A 15,550-nucleotide genomic window follows, 5' to 3' on the forward strand; every position below is an offset into this window, starting at 1 on the left:
CGCCGGGCGGGCCCGCAGTCTCAGGCCGGCCCGGCGAGCGCGATCGTCCGGCGGGCGGACGCCACCACCGCCGCGTCCACGAACCGCCCGTCCGGCAGCGCCAGCGCCCCCGCCTCCACCGCCGAGGCCGCGACGATCTGCTCGGCCGCCTCGATCTCCTCCGCCGTCGGCCGGAACGCCCGCTCGATCACCTCCAGCTGACGCGGATGGATCGCCGCCCGCCCCAGCATCCCGAGCGCCCGTCCCCGCCGGCACGAGGCCCACAGCCCGTCCAGGTCCTGGACGTCCGGGAACACCGACTGGACCGGCGGGGGAAGGGCGGCCGCCCGCGCCGCCACCACGACCCGGCTGCGCGGCCAGTCCAGCCCGGAGTCCTCCCGTACACCGAGATCGGCCCGGAGATCCGCCTCGCCCAGGGCGATGCCCCGGACCGCGTGGTGCGCCGAGGCGATCGAGTACGCGTGCTCGATGGCGAGCGCCGACTCCAGCAGCGGATACAGCGGTACGCCCGGTGCGACGGCCGCCACATGGTGCACCGAGACCGCATGGGTGATCTTCGGCAGCCGGAACGCGGCCAGACCCGGCAGCCCCGCCAGCGCCCGGATGTCGTCCTCGCCGTGCACCCGGACATGGACCGGTACGGCGTCGGGGGCGGCGGTCACCTGGTCGCCGAGGAGTTCGGCGGTGGCGGAGCGCGCGTACTCCTTGCGGTCCGGCGCGACGGCGTCCTCCAGGTCGACGATCACCACGTCCGCCCCGGAGCCCAGCGCCTTGGCCACCACCTCCGGCCGGTCCCCGGGGACGTACAGCCAGGTCAGCGGCGGCCGGCCGAAGTCGTCCCGCGGGTCCTCCGGCAGGGGCGGGAAGGGCGTGTCGCAGCCGGTCACAGCGCCCCCTGGTCCCGCAGCGCCGCGATCCGCGTCTCCGAGAGGCCGAGCCCGGCCAGGATCTCCTCGGTGTCCGCCCCGTGCGGGCGGCCGGCCCACCGGATGCCGCCCGGGGTCCGAGAGAGCCGGAAGAGGACGTTCTGCATCCGCAGCGGCCCCAGCTCCGGGTCGTCGACCTCGGCGAACGTGCCCAGCGCCCGGTACTGCGGGTCCTCCATCACCTCCCGTACGTCCTGGATCGGCGCGACGGCCGCCTCGGCCTTCTCGAAACCGTTGAGCACCTCTTCCCGGCTGTGGCGGGAGATCCAGTAGCCGACGGCCCCGTCCAGTTCCTCGGTGTGTTCGGCGCGGGTGGTGCCCGCGCCGAACCAGGGCTCGTCGATCAGGTCCGGGCGGCCCACCAGGCGCATCACCCGCTCCGCGACGGACTGGGCGGAGGTGGAGACCGCGACCCAGTGGCCGTCGGCGGTGCGGTAGGTGTTGCGCGGGGCGTTGTTGCGGGAGCGGTTGCCGGTGCGCGGCTGGACGTAGCCGAGCTGGCCGTACCAGAGCGGCTGCGGGCCCAGCACGGTCAGGATCGGCTCGATGATCGCCAGGTCCACCACCTGCCCCTCGCCGGTCTTCTCGCGTCCGGCGAGCGCCGCCATCACCGCGTACGCCGTCGCCAGCGCCGCGATGGAGTCCGCCAGTCCGAACGGCGGCAGCGTCGGCGGCCCGTCCGGCTCCCCGGTGATCGCCGCGAACCCGCTCATCGCCTCGGCCAGCGTCCCGAAGCCGGGGCGGTGGGCGTACGGCCCCGACTGGCCGAAGCCGGTCACCCGGGCCAGGACGAGCCGCGGGTTGACGGCGTGCAGCTCCTCGGGGCCGAGCCCCCAGCGCTCCAGCGTCCCGGGCCGGAAGTTCTCGACGATGACGTCGGTCCCGGCGGCCAGCCGGAGCAGCACGTCCCGGCCGCCGGGCGCGGAGAGGTCGAGCGTGAGGGTGCGCTTGTTGCGGCCGAGCAGCTTCCACCAGAGGCCGACCCCGTCCTTGGCGGGCCCGTGCCCGCGCGAGGGGTCCGGCTTGCGGGGGTGTTCCACCTTGATCACGTCGGCGCCGAAGTCCCCCAGCATCGTGGCGGCGAGGGGGCCGGCGAAGAGGGTGGCCAGGTCGATGACCTTCAGCCCGGTCAGGGGTCCCGCTGTCGTACTCATACGGCCTCGGCCTCGATCTCGCTGCGGTAGGGCATGGATGTGGACGCGCCCGGCTTCTGGACGCAGAGCGCGGCGGCGGAGGACGCGAACGCCACCGCCTCGGCCACCGGGCGCCCCTCGCCGAGCGCCACGGCCAGCGTTCCGACGAAGGTGTCCCCGGCCCCGGTGGTGTCGACGGCCGTCACCGAAGGGGCCTCGAAGAGCACCGGTTCGCCGCCCCGGGCCGCGTACAGGCACCCCTTCGCGCCGAGCGTGACGATGACCTCGGGCACCCGGCGCAGCAGGATCTGGGCGGCGGCGTGCGGCTCCGCCTGCCCGGACAGCTCGGCGGCCTCGTGCTCATTGGGGACCAGCAGGTCGATGTGGTCGAGGAGCTCGTCGGGGAGGGGCTGTGCGGGGGCGGGGGTGAGGATGGTCCGTACGCCCTGGGCCCGGGCCGCGCGGGCGCCCTCGACGACGGCGGACAGCGGGAGTTCGAGCTGCATGAGGAGGATCTCGGACGCGGCGATCGCCGCGATCTCCCCGGGCCCGAGCGCGGTGACGACGCCGTTCGCCCCGGGGACCACCACGATCGCGTTGGATCCGGTGTCGTCGACGACGATGTGCGCGGTGCCGCTGGGGCCCTCGGCGGTGTGCAGGAGGTCGGTGTCCACTCCGGCGTGTTCGAGGCCCTCGCGCAGCTGTGTTCCGTACGCGTCGTCGCCGACCGCGCCGATCATCATCACCTCGCCGCCCGCGCGGGCGGCGGCCACGGCCTGGTTGGCGCCCTTGCCGCCGGGGATCGTCCGGAACTCCCGTCCGGTGACGGTCTCGCCGCGTCCCGGCGCGCGGGCCGTGTAGGCGACGAGGTCCATATTGATGCTGCCGAGCACCGCGATGCGGGTCATGGGCGCAGAGCCTCCTGGTGGGTCAGTGCGGCGAGGGCGTCGAAGCCGATCCGGTCGAAGCCGGGTACGGAGGTGGCGAGCCGGTTCTTCAGCGGGGCGGTCCAGTGCTCGGGCAGGGCGTCCGGGGTTCCCGCGAGGAGTCCGGCCAGAGATCCGGCGGTGGCCCCGTTGGAGTCGGTGTCCCAGCCGCCGGAGACCGCGTTGCCGATCGACCGGGTGAAGTCGCCGTCGGCGTGGGTGAGGGCGGCGGCGAGCAGCGCGGCGTTGGGCAGCACGTGCACCCAGTGATGGGTGGCGGCGTAGACGGCGTGCAGCCGGTCCACGACGGCGTCGAACTCCCTTTCCGCGCGCGCTGTTTCGATGCCGAGCCGGACCGCGCGGGCGTACCGCGAATGCGGCGGCACCACCCGCAGCCCGGCCGCCAGGCACCCGTGCGCATCGCTCTCGCCCCCGGCCGCGACGGCGAGCGCGGCGGCGGTGAACATCGCGCCGTACACCCCGTTGCCGGTGTGCGTGAGGACCGCGTCCCGGTGCGCCTGGGCGGCGGCCCCGGCCGGGTCGCCGGGGCGGGTCCAGCCGTGCACGTCGGCCCGGATCTGCGCGCCGATCCACTCCCGGAACGGATTGCGGCGGCGGGCCGTCTCCGGGGGTTCGACGCCCGCCAGGAGGTTGCCGTACGCGATGCGCTCGGCGGTGAAGGTACGCCCGGCCGGAAGCTCGTCCAGCCAGAGCCGGGCCAGGTCGGCGGTGGTGAAGGAGCGCCCGTGCCGCTGGAGCAACAGCAGAGTCAGCAGGGGGTGGTTGAGGTCGTCGTCCTCCGGCATGCCGTCGATGTTCTCGGCGAGCGACGTGGGGGCCGAGCGGCGGTTCCAGGGGTGGGCGGCGAGCAGCTCGGCGGGCACACCGTGCGCCGTGAACCAGGTGGTGAGGGGCCAGTTGCCGGTGGCCCGGGCGAGCGCGCGGATGCCGGACAGCGGCAGCTTCTCGACCGGCTTGCCGAGGAGGCAGCCCGCCGCCCGGCCGAGCCAGGCGGCGTGCAGCCGGTCCCGCCCGATGGCGGGGGCGGCCCCGGGCGGGCCCGGCCACTGCGGGCAGGCGGCGACGACCGCGTCCAGTCCGGTGGGCTCGTCGGCTGCCAACGGCGATTCCAGCAGGGCCAGTTCGTCGAGGAGTCGAGCGGCCAGCGCCCGCAGCCGGGGCGGTGCGGGCGGTTCGGAGGCACCCGCGCGGTCCGGGGCGGGGGAGCCCCCGGCCGCGTACCACCGCTCCTCGATCTCCCGGGCGTCCCGGCCGTCCTGCGCGGCCTGCCGCAGCTCGTGCCCGACCAGGTCCTCGGGCTGCACCCAGGTGAGCCGGACCCGCGCATCCCGGAGCGGGCGGGCGTCCGCGTCCGGGACCGGCGCCCGGGGTGAGCCGGCGTTCACCGGTCACCGGCCAGCGCGGTGAACGCCTCCTCGTGGGCCGCGCGCCGCTCCAGGTCGCGGGCGAAGACCTCCCGGGCCACCTGCGCCAGCGCCCGGGCCGGGGCGTGCAGATCCAGGCGGCTCGCCTCCGCCACCGTCTCCGCCCAGTCGGCCGGGATCCCGCCGCCGAGCGCGCCCACGATCGCCCCGCTCATCGTCGCGATGGAGTCGCAGTCGCGGCCGTAGTTCACCGAACCCAGCACCGTACGCCGGTAGTCGCCGCCTCCGACCAGCAACATCCCCAGGGCGACGGGCAGTTCCTCGATGGCGTGCAGCCGGGACGGGCGGCGGGCGCCGAGAGCGGGGGAGCGGTAGTCGGGGCCGACCGTGTCGAAGGGCTCCACCGCCGCCCGCAGCGGTGCGATCGCGGACTCGAAGTCGTCGTGGTGAGCGGCGACTTCGCAGACCGCTTCGATCGCGGACCGGGTGCCGTCCTTGGCGAGGGCGAGGGCGGCGTCGATCACCGCGTCGGGGGTCGCGCCCGGGTGGCAGGCGGCGGCGACGGCGGCGGCGAAGACCCCGGCGGCCTCCCGCCCGTACGAAGACTGGTGCGGGGCGGCGACCTCCAGCGCCTCCGCGTACGCGGCCTCCGGGTGACCGGCGTTCACCAGACCGACCGGGGCCATGTACATCGCCGCCCCGCAGTTGACGATGTTGCCCGCCCCCGCCTCGCGCGGGTCCATGTGCCCGTAGTGCAGCCGGGCCACGATCCACTTCTCCGCCAGGAAGACCCGCTGGAGGGGGAGTGCCTCGGCCTCCAGTTCCGGGATCCAGCGGGGCGAGAGCAGATCCGGTACGAGATGGTTGGCGACGGCATAGGCGTCGAGGTGGTCGCGGACCTTCTCGTAGACCCGGATCAGGGCGTGGGTCATCAAGGTGTCGTCGGTGACGTGCCCGTCGCCCTTGTGGTACGGCGCGATGGGGCGCGCGGTGCGCCAGTCCTCGCCGTACCAGGGGCCGACGATCCCGGTCACCCGGCCGCCGTGGCGCTCGGCGATCTGCTCGGGGGTCCAGCCCTCGACCGGGCCGCCGAGCGCGTCGCCGACGGCCGCGCCGACGAGGGCCCGGGTGATGCGGTCATCCAGTCCGGGGGTGGAGGGGGAGGTCTGCGGGGTCGAGACGGCGGGAGCCGTGGCCGTTGTGGGCGTCATGCCGGAATTGTCCACCCGAGAGGGCTGGTTCCGTGGCTGCCAGCAGCCCGGCGAGTTCGATCAGGTCCGTGCCCGCGAGCCGGGGCAGTGCGCAGCCCGCGAGCGTCCGGCACGCCTCGCGCCAGCCCGCCGGTACGGCGGTGACCGAGCCGATCGCCCCGGTCAGCGCCCCGGCCAGGGCGGGGGCGGAGTCGGCGACCCGGGAGAGGCAGGCGGCGGCCGGGATCGCCTGGGCGATCTCGCCCCGGGCGGCGGTGGTGAGGGCGAGCGCGACGGGGACGGTCTCGGCCGCCGCGATCCCGTAGCTGTAGACGTGGTCGACGATCTGGTGCTCCAACACCGGGACCAGGGCGAACGCCCCGGCCGGCTCGTCCGCGAACTCCCGGGCCAGGCGGACCGCGTGCACGGCGTTGCGGGCGATCTCGGTGCCCTCGGGGAGCCGGTCCAGGGCGGCGTTCACCACGGTGTCGACGTCCGCCCCGGCCAGCGCCACGGCGATCGCGGCGGCCACGGCCCGGGCGCCGTGCACCCCGTCGCCGTCCTGGGTGTAGCGGGCGTCGAACTCCGCGAGGGCCGCCGCCTCCGCCGGATCGCCCGGGTGGACGACGGCGAGCACGGCCGCCCGGACGCAGGCGGCGTCGTCGAAGTAGTGCGGGTTGTCGTGCCCGGTGGCGGGCGGCCGGAGTCCGGCGGCCAGGTTGCCGAGCCCGGCCCGCACCGAGATCCGGGCCCGCAGCGGAAGGACGGCCGCCTCGACCTCGGGGGCCCGGGCGCTGGCGGCGGCGACGGTGGCGGCCAGCGCGTTCCAGGCCCGGTCGACCGCGTCCCGCATCCGGCGGCCCGGGGCCAGGCCCGCCGCGTCGTCGGCCGCCGCCAGCACCGTGCGTGCGGCGAACGCGGCCCACTCGGCGTCGTCGGACGGGCCGAGCCGCAGTGGTTCGGGCGGCTGGTTGAGGGCGATGGGCACGGGGAGCGTGGTGGTGGCGTTCTGCTCGGCGAAGGTGTCCAACTCCCGGGTGAGCCGCCGGGTCCACTCGGGCATCCGGGCCGCCCGGTGCCGCGCGGCGGGCCACCCGGCGGCGTCCCCGGCGGCCAGCCCGAGCAGCAGCCCCTCGATCCGGGCGCGCCGGGAGGGGCCGGGGGAGGGGGCCGCTTCCGCACCCGGCCGGGTGACCCCGGGGCTTCCGGCGGGCCCGGGGCTTCCGGCGGGCCCGGGGCTCCCGGCGGGCCCCGCCGTCGCCCTGCCCGTCGTTGTCCCGCCTGCCGTTGTCCTGCTTGTCGCCGTCCTGCCCGTCGTTGTCCCGCCCGTCGCCGTCCTGCCCGTCGTCATCGGCCCTCCTCCCGTCCCGGCTCGAAGGACACCGCCACCGACGCCATGTCGCGTACGGCCGAAGGTTCACGTCCGCCGCCCCGCTCCCGCGTGGCGCCCGGGGCGGCCGCGTCCGGGTCGTCCGGGGTCAGCAGTTCCGCGATGTCCAGCACGTGGTAGCCGCGCATCGAGGGCAGGCAGCTGCCCCGGACCGGGCCGATCGCGGCCGCCCAGTCCGGCGGGATGGCGCTCGCCCCGTGCAGCGCCCCGGCCAGCGCCCCCGCCACCGCCGCCGTCGTGTCCGCGTCCCGGCCCATGTTGACGGCCGTGAGCACCGCCGCCGGAAAGTCCCCGCGCGCCGCCGTGAACGCCCCGAACGCCAGGCCCACCGCCTCCGGCGCCAGGTCCGTCCAGGGGTAGCCGGCGATCACCACCGCCGAGCGCACCGCCCGCTCCATCGTGAGCCGGTCGGGGTAGGGGCGCTGGGCCGCCGCCACCGCCCGGCGCAGCGAGCGGGCCGTCCAGGAGTCCATCGGGACCACCGAGAGCGCGGCCGCGATCACCGAGGCGAGGCCCGAGCCGACCATGGCCGCCGCCACCCCGGCCGCCACCGCCTGGCCTCCGTAGATCCCCTCGCCCTCGTGGCTGACCCGGCCGTCCACCGCGACCAGCCGGGCCGCCTCGGCGGGGCGGCCCGCCGCGAACACCCCGAAGGGCGCCGCCCGCATCGCGAGCCCGTCGCTCCAGGCGTGCCGGTGCTGGGCCGAGATCGGTGCGGCCAGACCCCGGCGCAGGTTCTCCAGCGTGCCGCGCTCGCTGAACCCGGCCCCCCGGAACGGGCCCTCGTCGAGATCGGCGATCCAGTGGTGCCAGGCCCGCTCCACATGGGTGACGTCGAGTGCGGAGCCGTGCCGGGCCAGCAGCAGCCCGGAGAAGATCGCGTACTCCGTGTCGTCGGTGCCCGCCGGGTCGTCGCTCACGAACCCCTCGATCCGCCCCCAGCGGCGGCGGATCTCGGAGGGCCGCAGGTTCTCCGCCGGGGCGCCGAGCGCGTCCCCGACCGCCAGCCCCAGCAGTGCGCCCCTGGCCCGGTCGTGGCCGATGGCCGTGTTCATCGCGTCGCCCTTCCGCTCGTCCGGCGGGTCCGCCCGAGTCGGACCGGGGCCTGCGGCGGGCCCTGTCCGCATCTGTCCCCCGTGGAGTGCGAAGGGAGGCGGGAATCGGCGGGAAAGGGGCCAGGAGGATGACGGCCCGGGAAGCTGAGGCTGCCCTTCCTTCGCAGGTCAGAGGGGGTGTAGGGCAGCCTTGCCTTGCTGGCGGCGATCGCTCGGACGGCGTACTTTGGACTTTGTCGAAGATTGTACTCAGCAGGGGAGAAGTGAGTCGTGGCCCTCATCGTGACCGACGCCGTGGTGCACGAGGCGCACCGTGACAACCACACCCACCGGGATGTCAACGGCGGCTGGCTGCGCCCCGCCGTCTTCGGCGCGATGGACGGCCTGGTCTCCAACCTGGCCCTGATGACCGGCGTCGCCGGCGGTGCGGTCTCCCAGCAGACCATCGTGATCGCCGGGCTCGCCGGTCTCGCCGCCGGGGCGTTCTCCATGGCGGCGGGCGAGTACACCTCTGTCGCCTCCCAGCGGGAACTGGTCGAGGCCGAGCTCGCCGTCGAGCGCCGCGAACTCCGTAAGCACCCCCAGGACGAGATGGCCGAGCTGGCCGCGCTCTACGAGTCCCGGGGCGTGGACGCCCCGCTGGCCCGCGAGGTCGCCCGCCAGCTGTCGCGCGATCCGGAGCAGGCGCTGGAGATCCACGCCCGCGAGGAGCTGGGCATCGACCCCGGCGATCTGCCCTCGCCGCTGGTCGCCGCGGTCTCGTCGTTCGGCGCGTTCGCCCTGGGTGCCCTGCTGCCTGTCCTGCCCTACCTCCTCGGTGCGAGCGCCCTCTGGCCCGCCGTGCTGCTCGCCCTCCTCGGCCTCTTCGCCTGCGGTGCGGTCGTGGCCCGGGTGACGGCCCGCAGCTGGTGGTTCAGCGGACTGCGCCAGCTCGCCCTCGGTGGTGCGGCCGCCGCGATGACGTACGGGCTCGGCACCCTGTTCGGTGTCGCCGTCGGATGACCCGGGCGGGCGGGCGGCCCGGTGACCGGTGAGGTGACGTCCGCGGGCGGTCCGGTGAACGGCGCAACCGGGCCGCCCGAACGGCGCAACCGCCCGGCAACGCGTGTGACGTACGTCTTGGCGCCGCCCACTGGGCGCGACGGGCCCCGCGGCCGTAAAATGAGACGCTATGCAGCGCTACACATAAGTAGCCGTTACTCGGTGGTTTCGTTTCCCGTGCCGCCGGGCAAGAGCCGTAAGCACCGCAGGCAACGACGCCTGCACTCTGCGACTCCCGGGCGCCGATCGTCCCGACAGCGACCCACCCCCTGGTCAGCCGGTCACCTCTGGTCACCCAGTCACTTCCGGTCACCACGGTGTCCGTATGTTGGAACGAGCCTTCCGCTTCTTGAGAAGCGCCCCATCATGTAACCTGCACGAAATTTCGCAGAGGGCCAACGTCGTCCCTCGGCACCGCAAATGCCACGACGACGACGGGAGAGCCGATGCGTATCGACGCCTGGTCGCCCATGGACGGTCGCCCCGCCCAGCAGGGGATGTACGACCCCCGTAACGAGCACGACGCCTGTGGCGTCGGGTTCGTGGCCACTCTGACCGGTGTGGCCAGCCATGAGCTGGTCGAGCAGGCGCTGACCGTGCTGCGCAACCTCGAACACCGCGGCGCCACCGGCTCCGAGCCCGACTCCGGCGACGGCGCCGGCATCCTCTGCCAGGTCCCGGACGCCTTCCTGCGCGCCGAGACCCCTTTCGAACTTCCCGAGGCCGGCTCGTATGCCGTGGGCATCGCCTTCCTCCCCGCCGAGGACTCCACCGAGGCGGTCCGCGCGATCGAGAAGATCGCCGCCCAGGAGGGCCTGAAGGTCCTCGGCTGGCGCGACGTCCCGGTCACCCCCGAACTTCTCGGCAACGGCGCCCGCGCCACCATGCCGACCTTCCGCCAGGTCTTCGTCGCCGACGGCGAGAGCGCCGGCATCGTCCTGGACCGCAAGGCGTTCGTCCTGCGCAAGCGTGCCGAGCGTGAGGCCGGGGTGTACTTCCCCTCGCTCTCCGCCCGCACCCTCGTCTACAAGGGCATGCTCACCACCGGGCAGCTGGAGCCGTTCTTCCCGGACCTCTCCGACCGCCGCTTCGCCTCCACGGTCGCCCTGGTCCACTCCCGGTTCTCCACCAACACCTTCCCCAGCTGGCCGCTGGCCCACCCGTACCGCTTCGTCGCGCACAACGGCGAGATCAACACGGTCAAGGGCAACCGCAACTGGATGAAGGCCCGCGAGTCCCAGCTCGCCTCCAGCCTCTTCGGCGAGGCGCAGCTCGACCGCATCTTCCCCGTCTGCACCCCGGACGCCTCCGACTCGGCCTCCTTCGACGAGGTCCTGGAGCTGCTCCACCTCGGCGGCCGCTCGCTGCCGCACGCCGTGCTGATGATGGTCCCCGAGGCGTGGGAGAACCACGACTCGATGGACCCGGCCCGGCGCGCCTTCTACCAGTACCACGCCTCGATGATGGAGCCCTGGGACGGCCCGGCCTGCGTCACCTTCACCGACGGCGTCCAGGTCGGCGCGGTCCTCGACCGCAACGGTCTGCGCCCCGGCCGCTACTGGGTCACCGACGACGGCCTCGTCGTCCTCTCCTCCGAGGTCGGCGTCCTCGACATCGACCCGGCCAAGGTCGTCCGCAAGGGCCGCCTCCAGCCCGGCCGGATGTTCCTCGTCGACACCGCCGAGCACCGCATCATCGAGGACGACGAGATCAAGGCGTCCCTCGCCGCCGAGCAGCCCTACCAGGAGTGGCTGGAGACCGGCGAGATCGAGCTGAGCGACCTGCCCGAGCGCGAGCACATCGTGCACACCCACGCCTCGGTCACCCGCCGCCAGCAGACCTTCGGCTACACCGAGGAAGAGCTCCGCGTCATCCTCGCGCCGATGGCCCGCACCGCCGGAGAGCCCCTCGGCTCCATGGGCACCGACTCGCCGATCGCCGCGCTCTCCGAGCGCCCCCGGCTGCTCTTCGACTACTTCACCCAGCTCTTCGCCCAGGTCACCAACCCGCCGCTGGACGCCATCCGCGAGGAGCTCGTCACCTCGCTGCGCTCCTCGCTCGGCCCCCAGGGCAACATCCTGGAGCCCACCGCAGCCGCGGCCCGCAGCGTCACGCTGCCGTTCCCGGTGATCGACAACGACGAGCTCGCCAAGCTGATACACATCAACGCCGACGGCGACATGCCGGGCATGCGGGCCGCCACCCTCTCCGGTCTCTACCGGGTCGGCGGCGGCGGCGACGCGCTGGCCGCCCGGCTCCAGGAGATCTGCGCCGAGGTCGACGCCGCCATAGAGGACGGCGCCCGCCTCATCGTCCTCTCCGACCGGCACTCCGACGCCGAGCACGCGCCGATCCCCTCGCTGCTGCTCACCTCCGCCGTCCACCACCACCTCATCCGCACCAAGCAGCGCACCCAGGTGGGCCTGCTGGTCGAGGCCGGGGACGTCCGCGAGGTCCACCACGTCGCTCTGCTCATCGGTTACGGCGCCGCCGCGGTCAACCCGTACCTCGCCATGGAGTCCGTCGAGGACCTGGTCCGGGCCGGCACCTTCATCGAGAACATCGAGGCCGAGCAGGCCATCCGGAACCTGATCTACGCGCTCGGCAAGGGCGTCCTCAAGGTCATGTCCAAGATGGGCATCTCCACCGTCGCCTCCTACCGCGGCGCCCAGGTCTTCGAGGCCGTCGGCCTCGACGAGGAGTTCGTCGCCACGTACTTCAACGGCACCGCCACCAAGATCGGTGGCGCCGGCCTGGACGTCATCGCCAAGGAGGTCGCCGCCCGGCACACCAAGGCGTACCCCGCATCCGGCATCGCGGCCTCCCACCGCGCGCTGGAGATCGGCGGCGAGTACCAGTGGCGGCGCGAGGGCGAACCGCACCTGTTCGACCCGGAGACGGTCTTCCGCCTCCAGCACGCCACCCGCAACCGGCGCTACGACATCTTCAAGCAGTACACGGACCGGGTGAACGAGCAGTCCGAGCGCCTCATGACGCTCCGCGGCCTCTTCGGCTTCACCTCGGACCGGGCCCCGATCTCCATCGACGAGGTCGAGCCCGCCTCCGAGATCGTCAAGCGGTTCTCCACCGGCGCCATGTCCTACGGCTCCATCTCCCGCGAGGCCCACGAGACCCTCGCCATCGCGATGAACCGGCTCGGCGGCAAGTCCAACACCGGCGAGGGCGGTGAGGACCCGGAGCGCCTGTACGACCCGGAGCGCCGCTCCTCCATCAAGCAGGTCGCCTCCGGCCGCTTCGGTGTGACCAGCGAATACCTGGTCAACGCGGACGACATCCAGATCAAGATGGCCCAGGGCGCCAAGCCCGGCGAGGGCGGCCAGCTGCCCGGCCACAAGGTCTACCCGTGGGTCGCCAAGACGCGTCACTCGACGCCCGGCGTCGGCCTCATCTCGCCGCCGCCGCACCACGACATCTACTCCATCGAAGACCTCGCGCAGCTGATCCACGACCTCAAGAACGCCAACCCGCAGGCCCGCATCCACGTGAAGCTGGTCTCCGAGGTCGGCGTCGGCACGGTCGCCGCCGGTGTCTCCAAGGCCCACGCGGACGTCGTCCTCATCTCCGGCCACGACGGTGGAACCGGCGCATCGCCGCTCACCTCGCTCAAGCACGCGGGCGGCCCCTGGGAGCTCGGCCTCGCCGAGACCCAGCAGACCCTGCTGCTCAACGGCCTGCGCGACCGCATCGTCGTGCAGACCGACGGCCAGCTCAAGACCGGCCGGGACGTCGTCATCGCCGCGCTCCTCGGCGCCGAGGAGTTCGGTTTCGCGACCGCGCCGCTCGTCGTCTCCGGCTGCGTCATGATGCGCGTCTGCCACCTGGACACCTGCCCCGTCGGCATCGCCACCCAGAACCCGGTGCTCCGCGACCGGTTCTCCGGCAAGGCCGAGTACGTCGTCAACTTCTTCGAGTTCATCGCCGAAGAGGTCCGCGAACTCCTCGCCGAGCTGGGCTTCCGCTCCATCGAGGAGGCCGTCGGCCACGCCGAACTCCTCGACACCGACCGGGCCGTCTCCCACTGGAAGGCGCAGGGCCTGGACCTGGCCCCGCTCTTCTTCGTGCCCGAGCTCCCCGAGGGCGCGGTCCGCCACCGGATCATCGACCAGGACCACGGTCTGACGAAGGCGCTCGACAACCAGCTCATCAAGCTGGCCGCCGACGCGCTGGGCGCCGAGAGCCCCGAGGCGGCCCGCCCGGTCCGCGCCCAGGTCGCGATCCGCAACATCAACCGGACCGTCGGCACGATGCTCGGCCACGAGGTGACCAAGAAGTTCGGCGGACCGGGCCTGCCCGAGGACACCATCGACATCACCTTCACCGGCTCGGCCGGCCAGTCCTTCGGCGCGTTCGTGCCGCGCGGCATCACCCTGCGGCTGGAGGGCGACGCCAACGACTACGTCGGCAAGGGCCTCTCCGGCGGCCGGGTCATCGTCCGCCCGGACCGGGGCGCCGACCACCTCGCCGAGTACTCCACCATCGCCGGCAACACCATCGGTTACGGCGCGACCGGCGGCGAGATCTTCCTCCGCGGCCGCACCGGCGAACGCTTCTGCGTCCGCAACTCCGGGGCGCTCGTCGTCTCCGAAGGCGTCGGCGACCACGGCTGCGAGTACATGACCGGCGGCCACGCCGTCGTCCTCGGCGAGACCGGCCGCAACTTCGCCGCCGGTATGTCGGGCGGTGTCGCGTACGTCATCGACCTCGACCGCAACCAGGTCAACGTCGGCAACCTCGGCGCCGTCGAGGAACTGGACGACACCGACAAGCAGTGGCTGCACGACGTCGTGCGCCGCCACCACGAGGAGACCGGCTCCACCGTCGCCGAGAAGCTCCTCGCCGAGTGGGACACCGCCGTGACCCGCTTCAGCAAGATCATCCCGTCCACGTACAAGGCAGTGCTCGCCGCCAAGGACGCCGCTGAGCTCGCCGGTCTCTCCGAGCAGGAGACCACCGAGAAGATGATGGAGGCGGCGACCCATGGCTGACCCCAAGGGCTTCCTGACCACCGGGCGCGAGGTCGCCAAGACCCGCCCCGTGGCCGAGCGCGTCAAGGACTGGAACGAGGTCTACGTTCCGGGCTCGCTGCTCCCGATCATCAGCAAGCAGGCCGGCCGCTGCATGGACTGCGGCATCCCGTTCTGCCACAACGGCTGCCCGCTCGGAAACCTCATCCCCGAGTGGAACGACTACGCCTACCGCGAGGACTGGACCGCCGCATCCGAGCGGCTCCACGCCACGAACAACTTCCCGGAGTTCACCGGGCGGCTGTGCCCGGCCCCCTGCGAGTCGGCGTGCGTGCTCGGCATCAACCAGCCCGCCGTCACCATCAAGAACGTCGAGGTCTCCATCATCGACAAGGCGTGGGACAGCGGCGACGTCACCCCGCAGCCGCCCGAGCGCCTCTCCGGCAAGACCGTCGCGGTCATCGGCTCCGGCCCGGCGGGACTCGCCGCCGCCCAGCAGCTGACCCGGGCCGGCCACACCGTCGTCGTCTACGAGCGGGCGGACCGCATCGGGGGCCTGCTGCGCTACGGCATCCCCGAGTTCAAGATGGAGAAGTCGCACATCAACCGCCGCATCGAGCAGATGCGCCTGGAGGGCACCAAGTTCCGTACGGGGGTGGAGATCGGCCAGGACATCGACGCCGCCAAGCTCCGCCGCCGCTACGACGCGGTCGTCATCGCGGCCGGTGCCACCGTCTCCCGCGACCTGCCGGTCCCCGGCCGTGAGCTGAACGGCGTCCACTTCGCGATGGAGTACCTGCCGCTCGCCAACAAGGTGCAGGAGGGCGACCTGACCGTCGCCCCGATCCACGCCGGCGGCAAGCACGTCGTCGTCATCGGCGGCGGCGACACCGGCGCCGACTGCGTGGGCACCGCCCACCGCCAGGGCGCGGCCTCCGTCACCCAGCTGGAGATCATGCCGAAGCCGGGCGAGGAGCGGAACGCCAACCAGCCCTGGCCGACCTTCCCGATGCTCTACAAGGTCACCTCCGCGCACGAGGAGGGCGGCGAGCGGGTCTACTCCGTCTCCACCACCCACTTCGAGGGCGACGAGGACGGCAATGTCCAGGCCCTCCACCTGGTGGAGGTCGAGTTCAAGGACGGTAAGCTGGAGCAGAAGCCCGGCACGGAGCGGCGCATCCCCGCGCAGCTCGTCACCCTGGCCATGGGCTTCACCGGAACCGACCAGTCCAACGGTCTGGTCCAGCAGTTCGGCCTGGAGCTCGACCAGCGAGGCAACGTCGCCCGCGACGAGAGCTACGCGACCAACGTCGACGGCGTCTTCGTCGCCGGTGACGCCGGACGCGGCCAGTCGCTGATCGTCTGGGCGATCGCCGAGGGCCGCTCCGCCGCCCGCGGAGTCGACCGCTTCCTGACCGGGACCAGCGCCCTGCCGGCCCCGATCCGCCCGACGGACCGGTCCCTGCTGGTCTGAGCACCACCCGGGTTCCCCCTGGGCCACGCGGCCCGGGGGAGCCCC

10 protein-coding genes are annotated in these 15,550 nt (G+C 73.5%); 3 read left to right on the plus strand and 7 right to left on the minus strand.

The features are described 5' to 3' along the window. Positions 1-20: 20 nt before the first annotated feature. From IE145_RS06240 to IE145_RS06270, 7 genes are all read right to left on the minus strand, one after another. Positions 21-887, minus strand: coding sequence for an HpcH/HpaI aldolase/citrate lyase family protein (locus IE145_RS06240; RefSeq protein WP_189519629.1), 867 nt, complete (start codon positions 885-887; stop codon positions 21-23). Next, the gene (locus IE145_RS06245; RefSeq protein WP_189519631.1) at positions 884-2,080 is read right to left on the minus strand and encodes a CaiB/BaiF CoA transferase family protein; all 1,197 of its coding nucleotides are present in this window, start codon (positions 2,078-2,080) and stop codon (positions 884-886) included. Before IE145_RS06245 ends, IE145_RS06240 begins: the two co-directional genes overlap by 4 nt. Beyond that, positions 2,077-2,967 carry a ribokinase gene (gene rbsK / locus IE145_RS06250; RefSeq protein ID WP_189519633.1) on the minus strand — a complete coding sequence of 297 codons (891 nt, stop codon included), beginning with the start codon at positions 2,965-2,967 and terminating at the stop codon, positions 2,077-2,079. Before rbsK ends, IE145_RS06245 begins: the two co-directional genes overlap by 4 nt. Further along, the gene (locus IE145_RS06255) at positions 2,964-4,310 is read right to left on the minus strand and encodes an ADP-ribosylglycohydrolase family protein (protein ID WP_189519827.1); all 1,347 of its coding nucleotides are present in this window, start codon (positions 4,308-4,310) and stop codon (positions 2,964-2,966) included. The genes rbsK and IE145_RS06255 overlap by 4 nt, the downstream gene beginning before the upstream one ends. 77 nt (positions 4,311-4,387) lie before the next feature. After that, on the minus strand, positions 4,388-5,581 hold the full coding sequence (locus IE145_RS06260) for an ADP-ribosylglycohydrolase family protein (protein ID WP_189519635.1): 1,194 nt from the start codon (positions 5,579-5,581) through the stop codon (positions 4,388-4,390). Continuing rightward, positions 5,508-6,911 (minus strand): ADP-ribosylglycohydrolase family protein, encoded by a 1,404-nt coding sequence (locus IE145_RS06265; RefSeq protein WP_229825370.1) that lies wholly within the window; start codon positions 6,909-6,911, stop codon positions 5,508-5,510. The genes IE145_RS06260 and IE145_RS06265 overlap by 74 nt, the downstream gene beginning before the upstream one ends. Continuing rightward, the gene (locus IE145_RS06270) at positions 6,908-8,005 is read right to left on the minus strand and encodes an ADP-ribosylglycohydrolase family protein (protein ID WP_189519637.1); all 1,098 of its coding nucleotides are present in this window, start codon (positions 8,003-8,005) and stop codon (positions 6,908-6,910) included. The genes IE145_RS06265 and IE145_RS06270 overlap by 4 nt, the downstream gene beginning before the upstream one ends. Positions 8,006-8,275: 270 nt before the next feature. On the opposite strand from IE145_RS06270, the gene IE145_RS06275 reads away from it, so the two are divergent. From IE145_RS06275 to IE145_RS06285, 3 genes are all read left to right on the plus strand, one after another. Continuing rightward, the gene (locus IE145_RS06275; RefSeq protein WP_189519639.1) at positions 8,276-9,007 is read left to right on the plus strand and encodes a VIT1/CCC1 transporter family protein; all 732 of its coding nucleotides are present in this window, start codon (positions 8,276-8,278) and stop codon (positions 9,005-9,007) included. A 485-nt stretch (positions 9,008-9,492) separates the two neighbouring features. Further along, entirely contained in the window at positions 9,493-14,052 is a 4,560-nt protein-coding gene (gene gltB, locus IE145_RS06280) for a glutamate synthase large subunit (RefSeq protein WP_189519641.1), read from the plus strand. After that, positions 14,045-15,505, plus strand: a complete 1,461-nt coding sequence (locus IE145_RS06285) for a glutamate synthase subunit beta (protein ID WP_065480982.1) — start codon at positions 14,045-14,047, stop codon at positions 15,503-15,505. Before gltB ends, IE145_RS06285 begins: the two co-directional genes overlap by 8 nt. The last annotated feature ends 45 nt before the right edge of the window (positions 15,506-15,550 follow it).

The organism is Streptomyces sindenensis, assembly GCF_014649035.1.
GTDB classification, from domain to species: domain Bacteria; phylum Actinomycetota; class Actinomycetes; order Streptomycetales; family Streptomycetaceae; genus Streptomyces; species Streptomyces sindenensis.

Coding starts and splice junctions, on each gene's coding strand:
- IE145_RS06270 (WP_189519637.1), bottom strand. CDS start 8,005: ATGAACACGGCCATCGGCCACGACCGGGCCAGGGGCGCACTGCTGGGG.
- rbsK (WP_189519633.1), bottom strand. CDS start 2,967: ATGACCCGCATCGCGGTGCTCGGCAGCATCAATATGGACCTCGTCGCC.
- IE145_RS06265 (WP_229825370.1), bottom strand. CDS start 6,911: ATGACGACGGGCAGGACGGCGACGGGCGGGACAACGACGGGCAGGACG.
- IE145_RS06245 (WP_189519631.1), bottom strand. CDS start 2,080: ATGAGTACGACAGCGGGACCCCTGACCGGGCTGAAGGTCATCGACCTG.
- IE145_RS06285 (WP_065480982.1), top strand. CDS start 14,045: ATGGCTGACCCCAAGGGCTTCCTGACCACCGGGCGCGAGGTCGCCAAG.
- IE145_RS06260 (WP_189519635.1), bottom strand. CDS start 5,581: ATGACGCCCACAACGGCCACGGCTCCCGCCGTCTCGACCCCGCAGACC.
- gltB (WP_189519641.1), top strand. CDS start 9,493: ATGCGTATCGACGCCTGGTCGCCCATGGACGGTCGCCCCGCCCAGCAG.